This is a genomic window from Nonomuraea sp. NPDC049152 (assembly GCF_040648355.1).
Classification (GTDB): Bacteria; Actinomycetota; Actinomycetes; order Streptosporangiales; family Streptosporangiaceae; genus Nonomuraea.
On sequence record NZ_JBEZDO010000001.1, the window covers coordinates 711721 to 735421 of the forward strand.

Annotated in this window: 21 protein-coding genes; 12 read left to right on the plus strand and 9 right to left on the minus strand. The window is 69.5% G+C overall.

What is annotated here, in order from left to right; genetic code table 11:
- The first annotated feature begins 120 nt into the window (after positions 1 to 120).
- The 4 genes from AB0B45_RS03600 to AB0B45_RS03615 are packed head-to-tail and all read left to right on the plus strand — an operon-like array spanning position 121 to position 5897.
- Entirely contained in the window at positions 121 to 1353 is a 1233-nt protein-coding gene (locus tag AB0B45_RS03600; protein WP_358124597.1) for an extracellular solute-binding protein, read from the plus strand.
- 10 nt (positions 1354 to 1363) lie between these two features.
- Entirely contained in the window at positions 1364 to 2323 is a 960-nt protein-coding gene (locus AB0B45_RS03605; protein WP_358124600.1) for a sugar ABC transporter permease, read from the plus strand.
- A complete protein-coding gene (locus AB0B45_RS03610) occupies positions 2320 to 3147 on the plus strand; it encodes a carbohydrate ABC transporter permease (protein ID WP_358124602.1) in 828 nt (275 codons plus the stop codon). The genes AB0B45_RS03605 and AB0B45_RS03610 overlap by 4 nt, the downstream gene beginning before the upstream one ends.
- A 14-nt stretch (positions 3148 to 3161) precedes the next feature.
- Positions 3162 to 5897 (plus strand): sugar-binding protein, encoded by a 2736-nt coding sequence (locus AB0B45_RS03615; protein ID WP_358124604.1) that lies wholly within the window; start codon positions 3162 to 3164, stop codon positions 5895 to 5897.
- 52 nt (positions 5898 to 5949) lie between these two features.
- On the opposite strand, the gene AB0B45_RS03620 is transcribed toward AB0B45_RS03615, so the two are convergent.
- The 3 genes from AB0B45_RS03620 to AB0B45_RS03630 all read right to left on the minus strand — a co-directional run bounded on the left by AB0B45_RS03620 (position 5950) and on the right by AB0B45_RS03630 (position 8472).
- A complete protein-coding gene (locus AB0B45_RS03620; protein WP_358124607.1) occupies positions 5950 to 7779 on the minus strand; it encodes a glycoside hydrolase family 15 protein in 1830 nt (609 codons plus the stop codon).
- A 227-nt stretch (positions 7780 to 8006) separates the two neighbouring features.
- Positions 8007 to 8237, minus strand: a complete 231-nt coding sequence (locus AB0B45_RS03625) for a hypothetical protein (protein ID WP_358124610.1) — start codon at positions 8235 to 8237, stop codon at positions 8007 to 8009.
- On the minus strand, positions 8224 to 8472 hold the full coding sequence (locus tag AB0B45_RS03630) for a DUF6400 family protein (RefSeq protein WP_358124613.1): 249 nt from the start codon (positions 8470 to 8472) through the stop codon (positions 8224 to 8226). Before AB0B45_RS03630 ends, AB0B45_RS03625 begins: the two co-directional genes overlap by 14 nt.
- A 405-nt stretch (positions 8473 to 8877) precedes the next feature.
- On the opposite strand from AB0B45_RS03630, the gene AB0B45_RS03635 reads away from it, so the two are divergent.
- Together AB0B45_RS03635 and AB0B45_RS03640 are read left to right on the plus strand one after the other, a co-directional pair.
- Positions 8878 to 9429: a helix-turn-helix domain-containing protein gene (locus AB0B45_RS03635; protein ID WP_358124616.1), complete on the plus strand. Its 552-nt coding sequence runs from the start codon at positions 8878 to 8880 to the stop codon at positions 9427 to 9429.
- Between the two features lie 5 nt (positions 9430 to 9434).
- Positions 9435 to 10637: an FAD-dependent oxidoreductase gene (locus AB0B45_RS03640; protein WP_358124619.1), complete on the plus strand. Its 1203-nt coding sequence runs from the start codon at positions 9435 to 9437 to the stop codon at positions 10635 to 10637.
- 76 nt (positions 10638 to 10713) lie between these two features.
- Here AB0B45_RS03640 and AB0B45_RS03645 read toward each other — a convergent pair whose 3' ends face one another.
- Positions 10714 to 12084 (minus strand): MFS transporter, encoded by a 1371-nt coding sequence (locus AB0B45_RS03645; RefSeq protein ID WP_358124622.1) that lies wholly within the window; start codon positions 12082 to 12084, stop codon positions 10714 to 10716.
- Between the two features lie 38 nt (positions 12085 to 12122).
- Here AB0B45_RS03645 and AB0B45_RS03650 point away from each other — a divergent pair, with 38 nt between their 5' ends.
- Entirely contained in the window at positions 12123 to 13139 is a 1017-nt protein-coding gene (locus AB0B45_RS03650; RefSeq protein ID WP_358124625.1) for a DUF5937 family protein, read from the plus strand.
- A gap of 87 nt (positions 13140 to 13226) precedes the next feature.
- On the opposite strand, the gene AB0B45_RS03655 is transcribed toward AB0B45_RS03650, so the two are convergent.
- Both AB0B45_RS03655 and AB0B45_RS03660 read right to left on the minus strand, forming a co-directional pair.
- A complete protein-coding gene (locus tag AB0B45_RS03655) occupies positions 13227 to 13934 on the minus strand; it encodes a poly-gamma-glutamate hydrolase family protein (protein ID WP_358124627.1) in 708 nt (235 codons plus the stop codon).
- A gap of 337 nt (positions 13935 to 14271) precedes the next feature.
- Positions 14272 to 14697, minus strand: a complete 426-nt coding sequence (locus tag AB0B45_RS03660; protein WP_358124630.1) for a MarC family protein — start codon at positions 14695 to 14697, stop codon at positions 14272 to 14274.
- A 125-nt stretch (positions 14698 to 14822) separates the two neighbouring features.
- On the opposite strand from AB0B45_RS03660, the gene AB0B45_RS03665 reads away from it, so the two are divergent.
- From AB0B45_RS03665 to AB0B45_RS03680, 4 genes are all read left to right on the plus strand, one after another.
- Positions 14823 to 16322, plus strand: coding sequence for an arylsulfatase (locus AB0B45_RS03665; RefSeq protein WP_358124633.1), 1500 nt, complete (start codon positions 14823 to 14825; stop codon positions 16320 to 16322).
- A complete protein-coding gene (locus tag AB0B45_RS03670; RefSeq protein ID WP_358124635.1) occupies positions 16319 to 17332 on the plus strand; it encodes a formylglycine-generating enzyme family protein in 1014 nt (337 codons plus the stop codon). The genes AB0B45_RS03665 and AB0B45_RS03670 overlap by 4 nt, the downstream gene beginning before the upstream one ends.
- Positions 17329 to 18243, plus strand: a complete 915-nt coding sequence (locus AB0B45_RS03675; RefSeq protein ID WP_358124638.1) for an HAD family hydrolase — start codon at positions 17329 to 17331, stop codon at positions 18241 to 18243. The genes AB0B45_RS03670 and AB0B45_RS03675 overlap by 4 nt, the downstream gene beginning before the upstream one ends.
- A 70-nt stretch (positions 18244 to 18313) precedes the next feature.
- On the plus strand, positions 18314 to 19993 hold the full coding sequence (locus AB0B45_RS03680; RefSeq protein WP_358124640.1) for a SulP family inorganic anion transporter: 1680 nt from the start codon (positions 18314 to 18316) through the stop codon (positions 19991 to 19993).
- A 17-nt stretch (positions 19994 to 20010) separates the two neighbouring features.
- Here the strand turns inward: AB0B45_RS03680 and AB0B45_RS03685 are convergent, their stop codons facing one another.
- Complete coding sequence (locus AB0B45_RS03685; RefSeq protein WP_358124643.1) at positions 20011 to 20646, minus strand: DUF6114 domain-containing protein; 636 nt, start codon at positions 20644 to 20646, stop codon at positions 20011 to 20013.
- Positions 20647 to 20714: 68 nt separating this feature from the next.
- Complete coding sequence (locus AB0B45_RS03690) at positions 20715 to 21311, minus strand: DUF6230 family protein (protein ID WP_358124646.1); 597 nt, start codon at positions 21309 to 21311, stop codon at positions 20715 to 20717.
- Between the two features lie 462 nt (positions 21312 to 21773).
- Between AB0B45_RS03690 and AB0B45_RS03695 the strand changes: the two genes are divergently transcribed.
- On the plus strand, positions 21774 to 22148 hold the full coding sequence (locus AB0B45_RS03695; RefSeq protein ID WP_358124649.1) for a hypothetical protein: 375 nt from the start codon (positions 21774 to 21776) through the stop codon (positions 22146 to 22148).
- Positions 22149 to 22211: 63 nt separating this feature from the next.
- On the opposite strand, the gene AB0B45_RS03700 is transcribed toward AB0B45_RS03695, so the two are convergent.
- Positions 22212 to 23345 (minus strand): ROK family protein, encoded by a 1134-nt coding sequence (locus AB0B45_RS03700; protein ID WP_358124652.1) that lies wholly within the window; start codon positions 23343 to 23345, stop codon positions 22212 to 22214.
- Positions 23346 to 23701 lie beyond the last annotated feature (356 nt).

The following is a 23701-nucleotide window of genomic DNA, read 5'->3' on the forward strand; positions in this document are numbered from 1 at the left end:
GCGCGGGGGGGGGGGGGGGGGGCGGCCCGGGCGGGGGGGGTGGGGCCCCGCGCGGGGCCCGGGGGCGGGCCGGGCCCCTGCCCCCCCCCCGGGGGGCCGGGGGCCCCGCCGAGGACGCCGGTGAGAACCGACGCCGCGGCCCTCGGCAACGTGACCCTCACCATCTGGGACCAGGAGGTCCGCGGCGGACAGGCCGCCCAGATGAAGCAGCTCAACGCCGCGTTCGAGGCGAAGTACCCCAACATCAAGCTCAAGCGGGTGTCCCGGTCCTTCGACGACCTCAACACCACCCTGCGCCTGGCGCTGAGCGGCAACGAGCCGCCGGACGTGGTGCAGGCCAACAACGGCCGGCCCCAGATGGGCGCCTACGTGAAGGCCGGCTACCTCCGCCCGCTGGACCCCTACGCCGAGGCGTACGGGTGGAAGAAGCGCTATCCGCAGTCGGTCCTGCAGTACGTGAGCTACAGCGCCGACGGCAAGGTCTTCGGCGAGGGCAACGTGTACGGCCTGCCCCAGGTGGGCGAGGTCGTCGGCGTCCTCTACAACAAGGCCAAGCTGACCAAGCTCGGTCTGCGGCCGCCGAAGACCTGGGAGGAGTTCGAGACCGCGCTGGCCAAGGCCAAGGCCGCCGGCGAGGTGCCGCTACAGCTGGGCAACCTCGACAAGTGGCCCGGCGTCCACGTGTTCGGCACCGTGCAGGGACGGAACGTCCCCGCCGACCAGATCACCACGCTGGGCTTCGGCCGCAAGGGCGCCTCGTGGACCACGCCGGACAACACCAAGGCCGCCCAGCAGCTCGTCGACTGGGTCGGCAAGGGCTACTTCAACCAGGGCTTCAACGGCCAGGGCTACGACGCGGCCTGGCAGGCGTTCGGCAAGGGCGAAGGCGTCTTCCTGATCGGGGGCACGTGGCTGATCGCCGACCTGGAGAAGGTCATGCACGAGGACCTGGGCTTCGCCCTCCCGCCCAACGCCACACCCCTGGCCACGGGCGGCACGGGCCTGCCGTTCGCCGTCACGGCCAAGAGCGCCAACCCCGACGCGGCGGCCGCCTACATCGACTTCATCACCGACGCGGACGCCATGAAGGTGCTCACCTCCAACGGTCTCCTGCCGATCGCCGACACCGATCGGCAGAGCGTGAAGGCAGGCTCGCAGCAGGACATGTTCATGGCGTTCGCCACGGTCACCAAGCAGGACGGGCTGGTGCCGTACCTCGACTACGCCACCCCGACCTTCGCCGACACGCTGGGCGCGGCGGTGCAGGACCTGCTGGCCGAGAAGTCGACCCCGCAGGAGTTCCTGGCCACGCTGGAGAAGGACTACAAGACCTTCGTCGAAAGCAACGAGTGATCGGGGACGCATGGCCTCGCCGCTCCTCGGGGAGCCGCGTCCGGAGGCCGAGGTGACCCGTTTCCGCTCCTCCTCCGCGAGGATGCAGGCAGCCGGCCGTCCACCAGGGGAGCCCCGCCGTGTCGCCTACCTCTACCTGCTGCCGGCGTTCGCCGTCTACGCGGTGTTCCTGCTCTACCCGATCGGTCGCGCGGTGCATCTCTCGCTGTACGACTGGGACGGGCTGAGCCTGGGCCGGTGGGCCGGACTGGCCAACTACGCCGCGATCGTCGCGGACGAGAAGCTGCGGGCCGCCTTCGGCCACGCTCTGGTCCTCGTCGGGTTCTACGCGGTGGCGCCTCTGGTCATCGGGCTGACGCTGGCCGCGATACTCAACCATGCCAAGGTCCGCGGGCTCGGGTTCTTCCGGACGGTGGTGTTCCTGCCGCAGGTGGTCGCCATGGTCGTGGTGGCCGTGGCCTGGCGGCGCGTCTACTCCCCCGACGGCAGCCTCAACGGCCTGCTCGGCGCGCTCGGGCTCGACTCGCTCACGCGGGGCTGGCTGGGCGACTACACCTTCGCCCTGCCGGCCGTCGGCGTGGTCGGCACGTGGTTCGAGACCGGTCTCGTGACCGTGCTGCTGCTGGCCGGGATGAGCCGCATCCCGACGGAGCTGTACGAGGCGGCCCGGCTCGACGGCGCCGACGCGCTCAGGGAGTTCTTCGCTGTGACGCTGCCCTCGGTGCGAGGCGAGATCGCGGTCGCGCTGACGCTGACCGTGATCGCCGCGCTGCGGACGTTCGACCTGGTGTACATCACCACGCGGGGCGGTCCCGGCGACTCGACGTCGGTGCCGTCGTACGAGGTCTACCACCGGGCCTTCGAACTCGGGCAGGTCGGCTCGGCGGCGGCGATCGGCGTCACCCTCACCGTCGTCATCTTCGCGATCTCGTTCGTGATCAACCGCTTCGCCGACAGAGGTGTCTCGTGATCTCTCGCGGGGAGCGCCTCGCCAACTACGTCATCCTGACGGCCTTCGCCGCGTTCGCGCTGTTCCCCGTCCTGACGGTCCTGTCCGCCGCGCTCGGGCCCGACGACGGCGCGGGACCGGCCGGGCAGGGGTTCAGCGTGGCAGGGCTGCACCTGGGCAACTTCGCCGCGGCGTGGGAGATCGGGCGGTTCGACACCTACCTGCGAAGCAGCCTGGCGGTGTCGTCGTTCGTCGTGGTCGTCAGTGTCGTGCTGTCGATCATGAGCGGGTACGCGTTCGGCACCATGCGCTTTCGCGGCCAGGGGGTGCTGTTCTACCTGTTCCTCCTCGGGATCATGATGCCGAGCGAGGCCATCGCGGTCCCGCTCTACTTCGACCTGCGCGCCCTCGGCCTGACCGACACCTTCTGGTCGGTCGCGCTGCCGCAGGTGGCGCTGTCGGTGGCGTTCGGCACCTTCTGGATGCGGGCGTACTTCCGCACCAGCAGCCGCGCGATCGTCGAGGCCGCCCGCATCGACGGCGCCTCGACGTGGCGCATCCTGTGGCAGGTGCTGGTGCCCCCCGCCCGGCCCGCCGTCGTCACCCTGACCGTCCTGATCTTCATGTGGACGTGGAACGAGTTCCTCATCCCCCTGATCATGGTGACCAGCGAGTCACTGCGGACGGCGCCGCTGGGGCTGGCGTTCTTCCAGGGCCAGTACACCTCCGGCTTCACCCTCCTCGCCGCCGGATCGGTCATCGTCGCCACCCCGGTCGTGATCTTCTACCTGTTCCTCCAGCGTCACTTCATCCGCGGGCTGCTCCAGGGGGCGGTCCGCGAATAACTCCCGGAGGTTCCATGCTTCTGTCGCGTTCGCCAGGACGCCTGGGGGCGCTCGTCGCCGCGGCCGTACTCGCCCTCGTGCCCTCCGCCGCAGCGCTGGCCGTTCCCCGGGCCTCCCCCACCTCGGCAGGCTCCCCCACCTCGGCGGACTCGGCCACGGATCTCGACGCGCTGTTCGTCGGCGCCCATCCCGACGACGAGGCCTTCACGCTGTCGACGCTCGGGCAGTGGAGCGAGGACCACGGCATCCGCACCGGCGTCGTCACCGTCACCAGGGGCGAGGGCGGCGGCAACGCCGTCGGTCCCGAGGAGGGCCCCGCCCTCGGGCTGCTCAGGGAGGCCGAGGAGCGTACGGCGGTCGCGAAGGCAGGCGTGCGGGAGGTGTTCAACCTCGACGAGGTCGACTTCTACTACACGGTGAGCGCCCCGCTGACCCGGCAGATCTGGGGAGGCGAGACCTTGGAGAAGGTCGTGCGGATCGTCCGCCAGACCCGGCCCGAGGTCCTGCTGACCATGGACCCGGCCCCCTCTCCTGGCAACCACGGAAACCACCAGCAGGCGGCGCGGCTGGCCACCGAGGCCTTCTACGCGGCGGCCGATCCCCGGGCGTTCCCCGAGCAGATCACCCGTGAGGGGCTGCGGCCCTTCGCGCCCGCTCGCCTGCTCCTCGGCAGGGCGCGCGGCACCTCACAGAACGGCCCTGACTGCGCCTCGACGTTCCGCCCCGCCAACCCGGCGCAGAACGTGTACGGCGTGTGGAGCGGCCGCGTCTCGCCGAGCCAGGGCAGGACCTGGGCCGCCATCGAGCGAGACGCCCAGCGCGTGTACGCCTCCCAGGGCTGGGCCGTCTTCCCCGACGTGCCGTCCGACCCCGCCCAACTCGGCTGCGACTTCTTCACCCTGGTCGACTCGCGCGTGCCGTTCCCCGAGCCGGGCTCCGCGGCCGCCGCCGCGCCGACGGCGATCTTCGACGGCGCACTGGTCAGGGGGAAGGGCGCCGTTCCTCTCGGCACCCTGCTCGACCTGCGTGCCGGCACGTTCGACGTCCGCCCTGGCACGGCGTTCACCGTCAAGGTCACCGCGACCGCTCCGTCCGGGGAGCCGCTGGGCCGATCGGCCGTGACGCTGCGGGCTCCCGAAGGCTGGCAGGTCACCGGGTCCGGCGAGCTCGGCAGGCTCACTCCCGGACGTTCCGGTTCGGCGACGTTCACGGTGACCCCGCCGCGGGGCGCGACCCCCGGTGACAGGGCGCGCGTCGCGGCGACGCTGACCACCGAGCGGGGCCGCGGCTACACCGACCGGCAGGTCGAGGTGAGCCCCGCCGTACGAGGGGGACAGCAGCCGCTTCCCCAGGTCGACCAGTACGAGAAGTGGGCCGCGGAACTCGACGCGCCGCAGCTTCGCGGCCTGGTCACGCCCGTGCTCACCCTGCCCTCCGGCGGCTCCCGCCAGGTGGGTGTCGTGGTCACGAACGTGAGCGACACCACCCGGTCCGGATCCGTACGGCTGGACCTGCCCGCGGGCTTCGCCGCCGACCGCGCCGAAGCGCCCTACAGCGGCCTGAGGGCCGGGGCCTCGACGACGGTGCCGTTCACCGTCACCAACACCGACGCCTCGCTGAAGACCTCGAACGATGGCGGCGACTACGCCTACACCATCACGACCACCAGCCAGGACGGCTCCAGCGTGAGCAGGCCCGCGCTCGAACTGGTCCCCGCGACCTCCATCCCGCAGGCCACCTCGACGCCCGTCGTCGACGGCGTCGCGGGCGACGGCGAGTACACAGGTCCCTCCTTGGACATCTCGCGACTCTGGGAGGGCACCGCGTGCTCGTCGGCGGCGGACTGCTCGGGCACGGCCAAGGTCACCTGGCGTGACGACACGCTGTTCCTGCTGGTCCAGGTGAAGGACGACGTGGTCGGCACCCGCCTGCCCGCGTCCGACTGCAAGCGGCACTGGCGGACCGACTCCGTCGAGGTGACCCTCGACCCGCGCGGCACGTCGGAGAACACCTCCACGACGTTCAAGACCGCGGTGCTGCCGGTGACGGCCGAGGGGCCGCCGTGCTTCGAGCGTGACGCCGACAACCGTCAGGGACCGGGCGGGGAGAGCGCCCCTGGGATGCGGGTGGCCGCCAAGGTCTCCACCGGGGAGTACGTCGTGGAGATGGCCGTGCCGATGGAGATCCTGCCGGGCGCCGTCGACCACGGGCACCTCGGGCTGAACGTCCTGGTCTACGACTCCGACACCCAGGACAAGACCGGCCAGACCCGGATCGGCTGGTCGACGTGGGGCGGCGTGCAGGGCGACCCGTATCGGTGGGGCGTCGCGACCCTGCCCGGGTACCACCCTCCGGCGGGACGGCCGACCACCCCGCCCGCCCCGGTGATCCCCGACACCGGCCTGTCCAGCCTGGACTCGCCGCAGTCGCTGGAGCAGGCGGTCCGCCTCGGCCTCGCGCCGGCGGGCGGTCCCGCGGCCAAGCCGTCCGAGAGTGGCTCGGTCACCTCCGCCGCGGGCGCGGACGACGCCGTGAAGGTGACGTTGCGCGCCGCCTCCGCCGGCAAGGCACACCTGTTCGTCCGGGACGCCCAGGGGACGGCGGGCAGCCGCGTCGTCACCGTCTCCGCCAGGGGCACCACGACCGTGCGCGTGCCGCTGGCCCGCGCCACGGGCGCCCGCCCGACGGTGGTGGCCGGATGGGAGGCGCCAGGAGGAGGCACGCTGGCTTCCAGGACCCGCGTGCGCTGACAGAGCCGGCACGTTCCCCGAACCGTCGTGGTTCGGGGAACGTACGCCGCGGCTAACCGAGGGCGCGGTCGAGGTTGAACGCGGCGCTGATCAACGCCAGGTGGGTGAACGCCTGCGGGAAGTTGCCGCGCTGTTCGCCGGCGAGCCCGATCTCCTCGGCGAAGAGCCCGAGGTGGTTGGCATAGGTGAGCATCTTCTCGAAGGCCAGCCGGGCCTCGTCGAGCAGCCCGGCGCGGGCGAGCGCTTCGACGTACCAGAACGAGCAGATCGAGAACGTGCCTTCCTCCCCCCGCAGCCCGTCCGGGCTCGCCTCCGGGTCGTAGCGGTAGACCAGCGAGTCGGTCACCAGGTGGTCGCCGAGTGCCTTGAGGGTGGACAACCACTTCGGATCGGTGGGCGAGATGAACTTCGCCAGCGGCATCATCAACACCGAGGCGTCGAGCACATCGCCGTCGAGATACTGGGAGAACGCCTGCAGCCTGGGCGACCAGCCGCGCTGCATGATCTGACGGTAGATCTCGTCGCGCGTCCGCTGCCACCGCACCAGGTCGGCGGGCAGTCCGCGGCGGTTGGCCATGCGGATGGCCCGTTCGATGGCCACCCAGCACATGAGCCGCGAGTACAGGAAGTTCTTGCGCCCGCCGCGGGTCTCCCAGATGCCCTCGTCAGGCTGGTCCCAGTTGTCGCAGACCCAGTCGACGATGGTGCCGACGTAGTCCCAGCCGTCACTGGAGATCGGTTTGCCCCAGTGGTCGTAGAGGTAGATGGCGTCGATGAGCGCCCCGTAGGTGTCGAGCTGCAACTGCCCGACGGCGGCGTTCCCGACTCGGACCGGAGACGATCCCTCGTACCCCTCGAGGTGGTCCAGCTGACATTCGGGCAGCTCACCGCGCCCGTCGATGCCGTACATGATCTGCAAGGGTCCCGACGCGCCCGGCGTGCTCCTGCACACGTTCGTCGACAGGAACCGGATGAACGCCGCGGCCTCGTCGGTGAAGCCGAGCCTGAGCAGCGCGTACACGCAGAACGCGGCGTCACGGACCCACACGTACCGGTAGTCCCAGTTGCGCTCACCACCGACGACCTCCGGCAGGCTGCACGTGGGCGCGGCCACGATGCCACCGGTCGGGGCGTACGTGAGGAGCTTCAGGAGCAGCGCGGAACGGTGCACCATCTCGCGCCACCGGCCGCGGTACCGCGACGCGGACAGCCATCGCCGCCAGAAGGCCACGGTGGCGTCGAACTGCTGCTCGGCCTCGGCGCCCACGCACGAGCGAGGCGCGACCCCCTCACCGACCCGGTCGAGAGCGAAAACGACGTACTCCCCCTCCTGGACTTTGAACTCCGACCACACGTCCAGACCGTCGACCTCCATCGGCACGGTGGCGGTGAGCGCGAGAGAGAGGGAGGGCGACTCGAAGATCGCCCGGCCCTGCTCCAGGCGTACCGTGTGCGTCTGCCTGCCGTAGTCGAACCGGGGCGCGACTCGCATGCGGAACGGCAATGATCCGCGGACGCAGGCCACCCGCCGGATCAGCCGGTGGCGGTCGGGCTCGGGCGACTCATCGGCGACGGGCATGAAGTCCTGGATCTCACCCACTCCGTCGTCGGAGTAGAACCGGGTGATCAGTACGTTCGTGTCGGGGAAGTAGAACTGCTTGGTCCTCGACGGCAGGTCGGCTGCCAGTTCGAACGATCCGCCCTTGTCGTGGTCGAGCAGCGCGGCGAACACGCTGGGGGCGTCGAACCTCGGACAGCAGTACCAGTCGATCGTGCCGTTCGAGCCCACGAGCGCCGCGGTACACAGATCTCCGATCAGGCCGTGGTCGGCGATCGGCAGGTACCCGGAGTTCGAGCCCTCCCCGGAGACTCCAGTGGTCACCTCAGCCTCCCGCCGTTCGACTCGCCCGACGGCCAAAGCCTAGGTAACCGGGACACGCATCAGGGTCTGCCCATGTCAAAGACTCGGAAGGCTTTAACGTGCTTTCACCGACCTTGCCCCGCTATAGGCCGGCTATCGAGGTGCCGGCCGGGCTGGAGATGGGCGGCATCCCCGTGGTCACCGCCCTGGCGCGGCCCACCGACCTGCCCTGCGCGTTCGTCCACCCGTCAGAACGGGGCGACCCCGCCCGCGCCGAAGCGGGTCTCGTGGTCCCACACATGGGTGCATCCGGGGCACTGGAGGTGAAGCCGGCTTCCGGTGTTGCCGAGCAGGTAGCGCCAGTGCACCCCGCAGTTACGGCCACCGCCGCAGTCTCCGCAGTCCATGTTGTCGAAGCAGCCAGGGCACGACACCCACGCCCTGCGGCCAAGGTCGGCGTGTGGATCAATCGGCAGCATGGCCCGACCTCCTCCGCGGGAGGATCTCGGCCTCCACGAGCATGTCGTAGGTCTCCTGCTGCTTCTCGTCGAGGCCCGAGTAGAGGAGGTCGTACGCCTCCTCCTCGCCTCGCATCACCGCCGGGGGATCCCAGTCCGCCCCGAGTGCCGTCATGACCGCGGCACGTCGGCGAGTCTCCTCGAGGGTGAGGTCGATCTCGAAGACGGCGTATGCGCTGTTGCTGTCCTGGCTCATGGCGCGACTTTCCGTTGGGATGGCGAACGCGACATCGGCATGATCGGGGAAGGCGTCGCCTGGAGGCCCGGAGAGGGGGGCTCGGTGCGATGGCCGAGAGGGGCCCTTTGCGATCACGCGAAGCCGCGCTGGGATGGGACCCCTCCAAGAGGAGGAGTCTTGCCGTTTTGTATACCTTATGTCCCTTTTTGTGGTCAATTCATGACGTATCTTGCTGATCGCCCATTACCGAGGCCGCGCCCTCTTCGTCAGCCGCCGGCCGGCCTCGACGCGGCATCGCCGGTTCTCGCAAGCCACACCGTGATGGCCGGCACCGTCGCGGAGAGCGTGGTCAGCGATCTTCCTGTTGCGCCTGCCGACGCGACTGTCTACTCTTTGAGTAAACGTTTATTCAATGGAGCGATAGTGAAGACGCGAAGGGAACAAGCCGAGTGGCGGCGCGAGCAGCTTCTCGACGCGGCGTTGCGGGTTTTCGCCGGCAAGGGCGTGGACGGCGCGTCGGTCAAGGACATCGCGCAGGCGGCAGGGGTGACGCCCGGCTTGCTGTACCGCTACTTCGACAGCAAGGAAGCCCTGGTCGAGACGCTGCTCGCCGAGCGGGGTTTCCTGCCGCGACTACGCGAGTTGCTGACAGCGGACAATCGCGCGCGGCCGGCCGTCGAGGTGCTGACCGAGTTGCTGGGCGCCTTCGACGGACTGCTCGCCGACAACGCCGACCTCATGGCGGTGTTCTTCAGCGCCACCCAGGCGCGCGCGGCTCTGGCGGACCTGGTGAGCGAGGGGCAGCGGCTGATCGGCGACTTCCTGGCCGCGCGCGTCGCGGCCGGCGAACTGCGCCCGCACGACACGGCGACGGCGGCGAAGACCCTGTTCGCCACCGTGGCCGTCGGCCGGAGGACCGGCTCCGCGGTCGACGTCGCACACCTGGTCGAGCTGCTCTTCCCCTGCGAAAGGTGAGAACCATGCGTACCGAGAACGCGAGATGCTGCGTCGTCGGCGGAGGCCCGGCGGGGATGATGGCCGGCCTGCTGCTGGCCCGCCAAGGCGTCGAGGTGATCGTCGTGGAGAAGCACGCCGATTTCCTCAGGGATTTCAGGGGCGACACCGTCCACCCCTCCACAATGGAGCTGATCGCCGAGCTGGGCTGGATCGAGGAGTTCCTGCGCCTGCCGCACACCAAGATGCCGAACGTCACCGTGAACCTGGGCGGCAAGGCCGTCACCTTCGCCGACTTCAGCCGGCTGAAGGTGCGGTGCCCCTACATCGCCTTCATGCCGCAGTGGGACGTGCTCGACTTCCTGGCCGGCAAGGCCGAGGCGTACCCCTCCTTCCGTCTGCTGCGCAGCACCGAGGCCACGGAACTGATCACGGAGGAGGGCCGGGCCGTCGGTGTGCTGGCGACCACCGCCGAGGGGCCGGTCGAGGTGCGAGCCGACCTGGTGATCGCCGCGGACGGCCGCCACTCCACGATCCGCGCACGAGCCGGCCTGGAACCCGTGGCCGGAGCGCCCCCCATGGACGTGCTGTGGTTCCGCCTCCCCCGCCGCGAAGGCGATCACGTGCCCTTCTTCCAGGGCGGCAAGGGAGCGCTGATCTCCGTCAACAGGGGCGAGTTCTGGCAGCTCGCCTACGCGATCCCGGCGGCCGCCTTCGCCGGGATCAAGGAGGCGGGCCTGCCCGCCTTCAGGGAACGGGTCGCGGGCCTGGCCCCCGCCCTGCGGGACCGCGTCGAGCAGATCGACGACTGGGAGCAGGTGCATCAGCTGACGGTGAGGGTCGACCGGCTACCGCGCTGGCATCGGCCAGGGCTGCTGTGCATAGGTGACGCCGCCCACGCCATGTCACCCGCGGGCGGCGTCGGCATCAACCTGGCGGCGCAGGACGCGGTGGCCGCCGCCAACCTGCTCGGTCCCGCCCTCCTGCGGCCGGGCGTCCCCGGCGAGGCCGAACTGGCCATGGTCCAGTCGCGCAGACAGCGCGCCGCGAAGGTGACGCAGGCTTTTCAGGTCGGCATCCTGCGCGACCTGTACCCCAAGGACCTCGGCGACGACACGACCACGCACGTACCGCCGATCTTCACCGCGTTCAAGGCCGTGCCCCCGCTACGCCACATCATGGGCCGCTTCATCGGCATGGGAGTACGGCCAGAGCACATCGCCGACTGACGGGGCCCAGCCTGACCAGCGGCGCAGCGGGTGAGTGTGAAAGCAGGACGTGAAATCACTTCGAGTGACTAGTCAATTACCCTATGCTTTCGCTCTGGCGGCACACACAGCCGGGGGCGACGAGGGCCTGTGTGCCGCCACGCGGGGGCGTGCGGCCTGCCCCGAGGCAGACTCGGGGAACTCCTCGGGGCAGACCCGCACCCGCGACGCACAAGTCACCCATGGCACGGATCAGTACGGGCATCGCGACCAGCAAGGCGATCCCTCGCAGCGCACCGGCGACGGGATACGGCGCGCGCAGCCCGAACGTGTACGCCACCAGTCCGCCGGCCAGCGCCCCGAGCGGGATCAGCCCCCAGCCGAGCATCTTGTAGACGCTGTTCACCCGGCCGAGCAGTTCGGACGGCACGATCTGCTGCCGGAGGCTGACGGTGACGATGTTCCAGAGCGTGATGACGAAGCCGTTGGTGGCCAGGAGGGCGCCCAGCACGATCGCGTTCGGGCTCAACCCGATCCCGACGAAGATGACGACGTTAGTGACAAGCGCGGTGAGGAGTGCGGGAAGCGCGCCGATCCTCCTGACGACGCGCGCACTGACCAGGCCGCCAAGCAGGCTGCCGATCGCGGCGCCGCCGAGCAGCAGGCCGTAACCGCGCGCGTCGAGGTGCAGGGTCCTGGTCGCCAGCAGGACGAGTGTCGCGTTACCGAGTTGGCCGCAGAAGGTGTTGACTCCGAGCAGCAAGGCGAGGGTCCGCAGCAGCCGGTGACCGGCCAGCCAGCGCAGGCCGTCCGCGATCGCCGTGCGCATCGGCGGATGCTCGATCCGCTCGCGCCCGCGCCCGCGCCCGCGCCCGCGCCCGCGCCCGCGCCTGGGCAGTGTCGCCAGCAGCGCGGCCGACAGGGCGAACGAGCCGGCGTCCATCCCGAACGGCAGCGCCACGGCGACCGCGAAGAGCAGGCTACCGATCGGCGGTCCCGCGAATTCCCTGCCGATCGTGATGATGGTCTGCTGATGACCGTTCGCCTTGTGCAGCAGGGGCTTCGCGACGATTTCCGGCAGGATCGCCTGTGCCGCGTTGGCGAGAACGATCTCGCAAACCCCCAGCCCGAAGGCCGTGATCGCAAGCACGGGGATGCCGAGGTGGCCGAACGCGGCCAGCACCGCGATGATGCTGACGATCAGCGCCTGGATCGCCTGCGAACGCCACATCAGGGCGACGCGGTCGTGCCGGTCGACGAGCGCTCCGGCGGGGAGGGACAGCAGCAACCACGGCAGGTACATCGCCGCGGACACGACCGACACGAGCCGGGGGTCGCGCGTGATCGTGACGGTCAGCAGCGGAACAGCCGCGGCGAAAGCACCGTCACCGACGGTGTTGACACCCGCCGCCCACCACAACCGCCAGTAGGCCGGGGGCAGGCGTGGCCCCGCGTCGGTCTGCGTCATGTCGGGATCGTCACGCGCCGAGGGCCGTCACGACAGCGTTGAGGCCGACGCTCAATACTCAAGCCATGGCTCTGACGATCGATCTCGGCGTGGCCGAGCTGGCGGCGACGCGATTCGCGATCTCGCCGCTGTCCGAGACAGTGTCCAGCCTGCAGCAACTGGCTGATGTCGATCGGCACCCGATCAACCTGCGGTGGCTGCGGTGGGCGGCGGACGAGCTCGCCAGGCATCCACTCGACCTCTCACATACCTTGCCGCTGATCGTGAGCGACCGACCGAGCTGGCCGGAGTTCCTCGTTCCCGCCCCGCTCGGTGCTGGGGCCTCCATCGAGGACGACCTGGCGGCGCTGCGAAGGACGACCGCTCATCAGGTACGGGCCAGCCTCCGGCGCGTGTTCGGTGAAGAACTCCCTGACGCCGTCGCCCCGCTCGCCGCGCAGCCGGCGGCAGGTCTGCGTGCGATCGCCGCGGAACTGCGTGCGGCGCACGACCGGCTGATCGCGCCGCACTGGTCACGCATCCGGGCCGTACTCGACGCGGACGTCATCCATCGCGCCAAGCAGTTGGCCGCGGGCGGTGCCGAGAAGGTGTTCACCGACCTTCACCCGGATCTGCGCTGGTCCGATGGCCGGCTGATGCTGGAGGGAGCGCGCTGGCGGACCGAGCGCGTGGTGAATCGCGGTCCGGGTGGCCTGGTCCTCATGCCGGTCGTTCTCGGCTCGCCCTACGTGCTGATCAAGAAGAGCACGTCCACGCAGACCACGGTGCGATATCCGGCACGGGGTGTCGGGGCGTTGTGGACCGCGGGGACGCAGGCGCCCGCGGGCAGCGCGGTCCGGTTGCTCGGTCGGCCGCGGGCCGAACTGCTCGAGGCGCTGCGCTCCCCCGCGACGACCACGGATCTGGCTCGCGCGCTCGGTGTCACCCCCAGTGCGGTGTCGCACCACCTCCGCGTACTGCATGAGAGCGGGCTCGTCGCACGGGAGCGATCCGGGCGTACCGTTTTGTACATGACGACCGCCCTCGGGGCGTCCCTTCTCGGGACGACTGCGTGAGCGGGTCACGTGGCCCGACCCTTGGGGAACGTCTCCGAGTAGGCGTTCGCCGTGCGGGCCAGGCCGTACCCGCGCCTCCGCGGCAGGTCAGCTCAGCGCACGATTGACTGCCGCGACATACCTGTAGAAGGCCTTCGTGCGATGGGCGGGGTCCTCGGCCCAGGCACGGCTCAGCTTCCCGCCGGCGAAGAACTGCTCGCGTTGGCCACGGCTCAGTTCGAGCTGTACGCCCATGCCTCTGCGGTTCTTGTTCACGATGTTGCGCGGGCTGTCACCGCCGATCTCCTCGGGCACCGACGTCGCCACGGTGAACCCCGCCGCTCGGAGTTCGGCCGTGACCTTGCCGGCCAGCTTCGTGTCGCGTCCGCCGACGTAGGTGGTCGCCTTCGCGCCCGACGCCGCGTGCCAGGAGACGGTGTAGTCGACCCCTGTCACCACCTTGAGCGCCCTGGGCTCGTCGAAACGAGTGGAGGTGATGTGCAGGGCGCTGTTGCCTGAGGCCTTGATGCCCTCGAAGGAGTAGAAGGCGTACCGGGTACCTGCGGCGTGGTCGGCCAGCTGCGTCGTCGGCGCCTCGATCGCGCCACCGTGGATGGCGATGTGCGCCACCCTCGCCCTGACGGGGACACGCTGGATGCGGCGGTAGTCGGTGCCCTCGCCCTCGTGGGCGGCTAAGTCGGCGTAGTTGGCGTAGACGTCACCGGTGCGCACGATCCCGGCGGGGGCGGCGTGCGCGGCGGGGACGGAGCCGAGCATGATCAAGCTTGCGGCGATGACGGGCATGGCCTTGTTCACGTGACACCTTTCGACGAGTCCTGGCAGCCATCGTGGCGCATCCCGGTCGGTCCACCATCCGTCAGGTGGCAGGACTCAGTCTGATCATCGCGAGCGTTCCGGCGGAGGCCGTCGCGATCCCCAGGGCAACGGACAGGCCGGCTGAGCGATGCCCCGCGCCGGTCGAGACGCGCCCTCGAGCTGATCCAACGCTTCACTACCGACTCCCCCACTTTGGATGCCGCCCAGGTCCTGACGGCGATCAACCGGCTGCGCCGTACGGAGAACGAAGAGGGCTACGTGATCCTGAGGTCGCTTCTTCCTCGCCCTCACACCAGCCTGTCCGGGTTGAAGAAGCTCACCGGTTGAGGCGTGCGGTGACCAGATCGGTGAAGCCGTTGGCGAGCAGGATGACGGCGATGGCGGTGAGCAGGATGCCTGCGATGCGGTCAAGGAGAATGGCGCCCTTGAGGGAGATGCGCCGTTGGACGTGGCCGGACAGGTAGAGCGTCACCCCGGTGACCGCGGCGAAGCACAGGGCGGCGACGGACAGGGCGCATCCTGTGCGCCCGGTGAGTCCCGACCTCGGTCGGCGACCCGTCCGAGTTGTGACTACCTGAGACAGGTCGAAGCGGCCGGGAGGCCGGCGAAGCGCGCCTTGGTCCACGCGAGGACGTCGGGCATCGAGGACGGGACCCGCGACCCGCTTGCGGCCGAGACTGTTGTCCCTGAGATAGCCGGTGAACGCCGGGGTGGACAGCCAGCCAGTGCAACGCGGCGCCACGGCTTTGGTCCGGCGAAGGCGGCGGACTGTCGAATCTTGGCCGCTCAATGGCCCGGATGTTCCGGCCGGCGGGTGATGCTGGTCGAACGGAGGCTGTCGGGCGGTGTCAGGACCTTGGGGGATGCATGTCGGAGCGACCGAACATCCTGGTCATCTGGGGAGATGACATCGGCATCTCGAACCTGAGCTGTTACAGCGACGGGCTGATGGGATACCGCACCCCCAACATCGACCGGATCGCCGAAGAGGGTGCCCGATTCACCGACTACTACGGCGAGCAGAGCTGTACGGCGGGCAGGGCGGCGTTCATCACCGGCCAGAACCCCTACCGCACCGGCCTGACCAAGGTGGGCATGCCCGGCGCCGACATCGGGCTCCGCGACGAGGACCCGACGACCGCCACCGCGCTCAAGGCCCACGGGTACGCGACCGGCCAGTTCGGCAAGAACCACCTCGGCGACCGGGACGAGTTCCTGCCGACGGCGCACGGGTTCGACGAGTTCTTCGGCAATCTCTACCACCTCAACGCCGAGGAGGAGCCGGAGCAGGCCGACTACCCGACCGAGGAGGAGATCCCCGGCTTCAAGAAGCGGTTCGGGCCGCGGGGAGTGATCCACTCGTGGGCCGACGAGGACGGCACCCAGCGCGTCGAGGACACCGGACCGCTCACCAAGAAGCGGATGGAGACCTGCGACGAGGAGTTCCGCGACGCGGCGATCGACTTCATCCGCCGCCAGGCCGAGGCCGACACGCCCTTCTTCGTGTGGTTCAACACCACCCACATGCATTTCCGCACGCACGTCAAGCCGGAGAGCAGAGGACGGGCCGGGCGCTGGCAGTCGGAATACCACGACACGATGCTCGACCACGACGACATCGTCGGGGACCTGCTCGCCGTACTCGACGAACTCGGCATCGCCGAGAACACGATCGTCCTGTACTCCACCGACAACGGCCCGCACATGAACACCTGGCCCGATGCCGGCATGTCGCCGTTCCGCAACGAGAAGAACTCGAACTGGGAGGGCGCCTACCGCGTCCCCGCCGTTGTTCGATGGCCTGGCAAGATCCCGGCGGGTACGGTGCTCAACGGCATCGTCAGTCACAGCGACTGGTTCGTCACCCTGGTGGCCGCGGCGGGCACGCCGGACATCGCCGACAAGCTGAGGGCGGGAGCGGAGCTCGGCGGCACGTCCTTCCGGGTGCACCTGGACGGCCACAACCAGCTGCCCTACCTGACCGGTGAGGTGGACGAGAGCGCGCGCAAGCACTTCTTCTACGTCTCCGACGACGGCGACCTCACCGCGCTGCGATACCACAACTGGAAGCTGGTGTTCCTGGAGCAGCGTGCCGTCGGAACGCTGCGGGTGTGGGCCGAGCCGTACACCGAGCTGAGGGTCCCGAAGGTGTTCAATCTGCGCACCGACCCGTACGAGCGCGCCGACATCACCTCCAACACCTACTACGACTGGCTGCTCGATCGGGCGTGGGTTCTGATCCCCGCGCAGTCGTACGTCGCCGACCTGATCTCGACATTCGCCGAGTTCCCGCCTCGGCAGGCACCGGCGAGTTTCAGCATCGACCAGGTGATGGACAAGCTACGGACCTGGATGGCAAGCGCGTGAGCTCCACGGGACGCGTCGGCGATCGGATGGGCGCGAGGTCGCGCCACCGGGCCGAAGGCGCGGTCGTACTGCCCGGCGGGGTCTTCACGATGGGCTCCGACGAGCACTATCCCGAGGAGGCGCCGGTCCACAAGGTGCGCGTCGACGGGTTCGCCATCGACCCGATCGCCGTCACCAACCGTCGCTTCGCCGCGTTCGTCGCGGCGACCGGCTACGTCACCGTGGCCGAGCGGCCGCTGGACCCTGCCGAGTTCCCTGGCGCGCCCCCGGAGAACCTGGTGCCCGGGTCGATGGTGTTCGTGCCGACGCCCGGCCCGGTCGATCTTCGGCATCTCAGCCTGTGGTGGAGGTGGACGCCCGGCGCCGGCTGGCGCTTCCCCGAAGGCAGGGGCTCGAGCGTCGACGACCGTCTCGACCATCCGGTGGTCCACGTCGCCTACGAGGACGCCGCCGCCTACTCCACCTGGGTCGGCGCCGCGCTGCCGACCGAGGCGCAGTGGGAGTACGCCGCACGCGGGGGCCTCGAGGGCGCCGCGTTCACGTGGGGCGACGAGCCCCGTCCCGGGGGTCGCATCATGGCCAACACCTGGGACGGGGACGACTTCCCCTGGCGTTCGACGGGTGAGTCCGGCTGGTCGCGGACCGCGCCCGTCGGCTCCTTCCCGCCGAACCACTACGGGTTGTTCGACATGGCGGGCAACGTCTGGGAATGGACCTGCGACTGGTGGGCCGAACGGCGCGCCGGCCGGGCCGCTTCGTCGTGCTGCGTCCCGCGCAACCCTCGCGGCGGCGACGCCGACTCCAGCTACGACCCGGCACAGCCCCGGTTCCGCATCCCGCGCAAGGTGATCAAGGGCGGGTCGCACCTCTGCGCCGACACCTACTGCCTGCGGTACCGGCCCGCCGCCCGTCGACCGCAGATGATCGACACCGGCATGAGCCACATCGGCTTCCGCTGCGTCTGGGACGCGTCCGCGTCCGGGAACACGACGACGGGCGCCGAGTCGTGACCGACAGGACCCCGCTGCCGTCGTGGCGGCCGGGCCGGGCCAGGGACACGCTCCTGGAGTTCCTCGATGCCGCCCGCTCGGTGCCGCAGGCCGATCGGGTGGCCTACTTCGACAACGACGGCACGTTGTGGTGCGAGCGGCCGGCATACGTCCAGCTCGAGTTCTTCCTGAGCGCTCTGCGGCGTCGAGTGGCGGACGACCCGTCGATCGGCGAGCGAGCCGAGTTCGCCGCGGTCCTGAGCGGCGATCAGCATCGGGTCGGCGAACTCGGCCTGGCGCGTGTCGCGCTCGCCCTCGCGGCCCTGTTCGAGGGCTTCACCCCTGAGGCGTTCGCCGCCGAGGTCAGGGCCTTCATGGCGACGGCCACCCACGCCACCCTTGGCAGGCCGACGATCGCGACCGTGTACCAGCCCATGCTCGAGTTGGTCGGCGAGCTCCGCCGGCGCGGCTTCACCGTCGGCATCGTGACCGGAGGGGGCACCGAGTTCGTCCGCGCTGTCAGCGAGGACCTCTACGGCGTACCGGCCGAGCTCGTCGTCGGCACGCTCATCGCCTACGACTTCGAGCGGGACCGCTCCGGGCGTCCTGTGCTCCGCCGTACCGGCAGAGTCCTCGGCGACGCCAACGAGGGACCGGCCAAGGTGACCAACATCCAGACGCAGCTCGGGCGACGCCCGATCCTGGCCGCAGGGAACTCCAGCGGCGACCGGGAGATGCTCGAATGGGCGACTGCTACAGACCGGCCGAGCCTGGCGCTGCTCGTCGACCATGACGACGCCGAGCGCGAGTACGCGTACGCCGGCAGGGCGGAGACGTTGACGGAGACCGAGCCCATCACCGAGACCGCGTCCCGTCTCGGCTGGAGCGTCGTCAGCATGGCCAACGACTGGGAGACCGTCTTCTCCCGCTGATCCAGAAGTTTTACGACGTCAACGGACCTACCTAGCGATTCCCGGCTATGCCCAGACACATGATGATGAGATGGGCGCACGTGCCGGTTTCGCGGCGAGAGCGGTACCGCTCCTCGGCCAGCTGCGGCACTACTCGGCACGCTGGGTACGCGCGGATGTCCTCGCCGCGTTCGCGATAGCGGTGACCCTGCTGCCCCAAGGGCTTGCCTACGGCGCCCTGGCAGGACTTCCACCGGCCGCCGGCCTGTACACGGCGCTGGGCGCCGCGACGGTCTTCGCCCTGTTGACGCGTACGCGCTTCGTATCGGTCGGCCCCTCATCGACGCTCGCGCTCCTGACCTTCAGCGTGGTGCACGAGCGAGCAGGCTCCGACACCGGCAGGGTGACGGCGCTCGCGGCGGTCCTGTCGCTCCTGGTGGGCCTCTGGTGCCTGTTGGGAGCCGCGCTGCGGTTGCAGGGCATCGGCGACTTCCTGTCGGCGCCTGTGATGCTCGGATACCAGGCGGGCGTGGCGGTGCAGGTCATCACCGGGCAGGTGGGAGCGCTGCTGGGAGTCGCGACGCACGGGTCCGATCCGCTCCGCAGGCTGTGGCAGGTGTGCACCCACCTGGAGCAGATCAAGCCGCCGACCGCGGCGTTGGGCCTGGGTGCCCTGGCCGCGCTCGTGCTGCTCAAACGCTACCTGTCCAGCGTGCCAGGTGGACTGGTGGTCTGCGTGACCGCGATCGCGCTCTCGGCCGCGCTCGGGCTGGGCCGTGACGGCGTCGCGGTGGTCGGGCCGGTAGCCGGCGGTCCGCCCACTCTCTCGCGGCTCTACACGAGTCTCGACGATGTGTGGGCGCTGCTGGTCCCCGCTGCGGGCATGGCCCTGGTCGCCTCGGTCGAGACGTTGAGCGCCGTCCGCCGGACCGCGGCTGATTCCGGCGACCGTATCTCACTAGACCGGGAGAACGCCGCACTTGGTGCGTCAAGTCTCGCCTCGGGCGCGATGGGCGGCTTCCCGCCCATGGCGAGCACCTCGCGAAGCCTGTCGGCCCGCGGCGCCGGCGCGCACTCCCAGCTCTTCCAGCTCGTGGCCGCCGGCATCGTCCTCTTCGTCCTGTTCACCGGCGGGCCGGTGCTGTCCTACCTTCCCATGGCGGTGCTGTCGGCCATTGTCATCGCGGGCGCGCCCAGGCTCATCGACCTCACCGGCTTCGTACGGCTGTGGCGGGGCTGGCGCGACGAGAGCGTGATCGCGCTCGTCAGCATGGCCGGGGTGCTGGCCTTCGGCGTACTGCCGGGCCTGCTCGTCGCGGTGGTCCTGTCCGTCGCTCAACTGGTCCGCCGCGCCGCCCGTCCACACGACGCCGTCCTCACCCTCACCGGCCACGATCGTCAACCCCGGGAGCTTCTCGATCAGGCCTCGCCCCATCCGGACATCCTCATCTACCGCGTCGACGCGCCGTTGTTCTTCGCCAACGCCGAATGGGTGCGGCAGCGAGTCCTCACCCTGGTGACGGCCGGCTCGCCGCCGCGCTGCGTGATCCTGGACGCCGAGGCGGTGTTCTACCTGGATTCCACCGCCGCCGATGTCCTGGCCCAGCTCACCGTTGACCTGCGAGCACTCGGCAGCCGGCTGGCTCTGGCACGCGTCCACGAGCCCGTCCTGGCGCTACTGCGCGCCAACCCCTACCGCGACGGCGCCACTCGGCAGCTCCCCGTCTTCCCGACCGTCCGCGAAGCCTTCGCCGCCATGCGGGAACCGTGAGCCAGACGCCGCTGGCCTCACCGTGCCGACTTCCGAAGCTCCGCGACCGCATCCGCGTCCACCGGACGAGCGCCTTCGTCGACGCGGCCCCGCCTCGCGGTCACCAGCCGCCGCCAACACCGCCTCGCCGTCACCAGCCACCGGCAGCGCTGGATCTCCGTCACCAGCCACCGGTAGCGCTGGATCTCCGTCACCATCCGCCGGCCGCGCTGCCCGAAGTCAACGGTCGTCGCCCGGCTCAGTGCGTTCATCCGCGACAGGATCGTCCGGGCCGCGGCGAGCACGGTGCGAACGTCGACGGTGTCGAAGCGGGACGCCGGTCGGCTGACGGGCGTCCAGGCGACCGCCAGCATGCCGCCGAGCAGGCCGATGATCATGCCGAGCAGGAAGCCGCCCAGGTTGGAGTAGACGAAGGACGCCATGGACAGCAGCACGGCCATCAGGCCGAGGAAGACCCGTTGACCGGGTTGCAGCCAGACGAGCACGCCGAGGATCATCATGACCACGGCGATCAGGTAGGTGGCTCCGACCGTGCCGAACATGATGGCGACCGGCAGCGCGTCGACGGCGAGCGGGATGGAGAGCAGCTCCAGGCCCGCCACGAGGACGAACAGCCCACCCCAGAACGGTCGTGAACGCCGCCACGACTTCATGATCTTCCGCCTTCCGGCTCGTACCATGATCGGTCTCTACTGTCGGCGGGGCCGGGGCCCGTCCCTGCCTAGAAGCACTCGTGTTCGCCGGACAACACCTTCATGGTGAGGTCGGGCAGGCTGAAGGTCGCGGCCGTGACGGCCCAGGCGCTGAGCTTGACGTTGCGGAGGGTGAGCGCCCTGCCCTGTCCGCCGAAGGTGCCGGCCGGGCCTCTGACGCCGGGCACCTCGTCCAGCGTGCTGGCGTCGCGACCCAGTTCGATGTCCTGGAGAGTGGCCGCGCTCTGCGCTGCCGCCACGTCGACCACCATGTCCTCGACCGTCACCTGGTTGCCGCCCTGGCCGCCGGTGATCCTGACCGTCACCGCGCCCAGAGGCGTCTTCATGAGCACGCTCTGGCACAGGTCGGTGGCCACGGCCCGCCGGATGCCGGTCACCACGACGGGAATCACCTGGCCCTTCTTGTTGCGCACCACGCCACCGGCCAGGGCGAAACCCTGGCCGCGCAGTTCGCCGGTGAAGAGCTTGAAGGTGTCGCCCGAGACCACGAACGTCGCGCCGATGACGCCCTGGGCCGTGGCGCCGACCAGCAGCGACGTCATCGCCGCGACCGGAGCGAAGATCAGAGCGAAGCGCTTCCACCGCACGCGTCCCTGCTCGGCCATGATTCCGCTCCGCATCATTATTCCAAGACGGCCAACCCTTCGTCACAGAGAGTGACAGAATGGCCACGTTGCCGAGCATGGTGAGGCACGCGACCTTTGTCAATGAACGCTCCCGGCGTCGCAGTACTTCTCACTCGCAGCTGGACAATCTTGCCGAAGACCAGAGAAACCGCCAGTGACGCGCTTGAGTCACGACGCGGTCTGCCGCGGGGGCCGTACGCGACCTTCGATGCCCGCCTACCCACTCCCCTGGGTGCGAGACTGCTTGGAACGCAGGTCAGAACGCGCTTAGGCTGCGGACTGAGGTGTCGTCCGCAGCGAATCCGCCCTGTCGGCGACCGCGATACGGCGCGCGTATCGCTGCCCGTCGACAGGCGAGATCGAGAGGTTCCGCCATGCCTTCCGTTCTGGAGACGCTGCTGCCCATGGGTGGTGTCCTCGTGGGAACCGCCGCCACCATGCTTGGTCAGTTGGTGGCCACGAGAGAAGAAGTGGGAGGCCGCCGCCGCTGCCGAAGCCGCCTTCCGGGAGGAGCGCAAACTGGCGATCTTGAACTTCCTTGATATCAGCCAACAGGTGGGGACGATCGCGGCGCAGCGCTACCTCAAAGGCCAGGTGCCTGAGGACGTGCAGGCCAAGACCGACCAGATGTGGCTGCGCCAGAAGTACATAGAGATTGCGGGAAGCCCCGCTCTGCAGCGTGCCACGTACGAGTTCGCCGAACGCTTGATGACCGCCACGTATCGAGATCTCCCGGAGGGTGTGTCCGTACGAGACTTCCTGGAGGAAGGCGGCACCCCGGTCATACAGACACGCGAGGAGTTGGGTTTCACCTAGCAGGTGCCATGGTGATCCGCGAGGTATGTGTCGTGGCAAGCCGGTGACTTGCCTATGCGGGCTTCAGGAGAAGAGCAGCGTGTCGACGTTGTTCAGCGCCAGCTTGACCGCTCCCACGACGATGGACTCGGCACCAAGCTGGGAGGCCACCACCTCCGGCGCATAGAGGCATACTCGCTGTAAGTGGTCCTGGATGGGGTCGACCAGCAGTGCGCCGCCACGGGACAGCGAACCTCCGATCACCACCATTTCAGGATCGAAGGGGTTGACCACGGTTACGAGGCCTTCAGCCAGGCTCCCTGCGAGCGCCTCGACCGCCTTGGCCGCGCGCTGGTCGCCCTCGACCGCCCTGGCGAAGGCGAACTCCGCGGCCTGGCCTGGAGAACGCAGCTCACCTGGTTCCACCGCCATCGCGTAGTCGATGACGCGGCCGAAGATCTGCCACAATCCGTTCGGCTGCTCTCCGAGCTCGCCCGATGCCGCGTGCGCGCCACGATAGGGCTGGCCGTTGATCAAAAGGCCCAGCGCCATTCGGTTCCCGGCGAACAGGTACACCACGTGACTGCGGCCTACCGCGATCCCGCGCCAGTGCTCAGCGAGCACAGCCAAGCGCATGTCGTTTTCTACCAGCACAGGTGCCGGGATCCGACGGGACAGCTCAGCCTGCAGATGAAGTCCCGTCCAGCCGGGCAGCACTGTGCTCTTGATCACCCGCCCCTCCTCGTCGACCACTCCAGTGGTACCGATGCCGACAGATGCCAGTCCGCGCGTGTCCGTGCCTAACTCGCCGGCGCACGCATCCACGAAACGAGTGACCTCGCTCAGGCGCTCCTCGGCCGACATCTCCGGGTGGACTCGAGTCTTGCGGGACAAGAGGATCTGACCGCTCAAGTCGGCGCCCATGGCGTGCAACCGATAGCCGCCGATACTGAGCCCGACGACGTGCCCGGCAGACGCGCGGAACCTGAAACGTTTGGCGGGCCTACCGCGCTGGCGTTCGCCCGGCTCCTCGCCGCACTCCTCCGCCCAGCCTTCGGCCAGCAGGTCCTCGACGACCGTCTCCGCCGTAGGTCTGGAGACGAGAGCGGCTCGCGCCAGCTCTGTGACGGTGGCCACTTGGGCGGCGCGCAGGGCGCGCAGGATGGCGGCGGTGTTGAGCCGCCGCAGGAAAGAGGCATCGCCGCTTTGTTGCCTCACCCCGTGACCTCCGTCCCTCGCCGTGTCCCGACTCGATCATGGTACTTAATGAAGATCGCTTTCCATCCCGGCCTCTGATCAGAAAGCCCCCTGCCGGCCCGGCTCCTTGAGATCCGGCAGAGACACCAAGGTTCAGTCGGGTGCCCCACACAGGGACGCGTCAGAGACGATCGGTCCGGGAGCCGTCGCGGGTTTCGGCCGGGTCAGTGGGGTCCTGCCCCGGATGCTCGGAACCGCGGATGCCGACGGCCACCTGGAAGCACTTCAACCACTGGGTGCCTTTCGACTCACAACGAGCCGACGAACGGGCGGGGCTTGAACCCACGATGCAGGGATTATGAGTCGCCTTGATCAAT

Coding starts and splice junctions, on each gene's coding strand:
- AB0B45_RS03640 (WP_358124619.1), top strand. CDS start 9,435: ATGCGTACCGAGAACGCGAGATGCTGCGTCGTCGGCGGAGGCCCGGCG.
- AB0B45_RS03665 (WP_358124633.1), top strand. CDS start 14,823: ATGTCGGAGCGACCGAACATCCTGGTCATCTGGGGAGATGACATCGGC.
- AB0B45_RS03605 (WP_358124600.1), top strand. CDS start 1,364: ATGGCCTCGCCGCTCCTCGGGGAGCCGCGTCCGGAGGCCGAGGTGACC.
- AB0B45_RS03630 (WP_358124613.1), bottom strand. CDS start 8,472: ATGAGCCAGGACAGCAACAGCGCATACGCCGTCTTCGAGATCGACCTC.
- AB0B45_RS03690 (WP_358124646.1), bottom strand. CDS start 21,311: ATGGCCGAGCAGGGACGCGTGCGGTGGAAGCGCTTCGCTCTGATCTTC.
- AB0B45_RS03685 (WP_358124643.1), bottom strand. CDS start 20,646: ATGAAGTCGTGGCGGCGTTCACGACCGTTCTGGGGTGGGCTGTTCGTC.
- AB0B45_RS03680 (WP_358124640.1), top strand. CDS start 18,314: ATGGGCGCACGTGCCGGTTTCGCGGCGAGAGCGGTACCGCTCCTCGGC.
- AB0B45_RS03645 (WP_358124622.1), bottom strand. CDS start 12,084: ATGACGCAGACCGACGCGGGGCCACGCCTGCCCCCGGCCTACTGGCGG.
- AB0B45_RS03615 (WP_358124604.1), top strand. CDS start 3,162: ATGCTTCTGTCGCGTTCGCCAGGACGCCTGGGGGCGCTCGTCGCCGCG.
- AB0B45_RS03625 (WP_358124610.1), bottom strand. CDS start 8,237: ATGCTGCCGATTGATCCACACGCCGACCTTGGCCGCAGGGCGTGGGTG.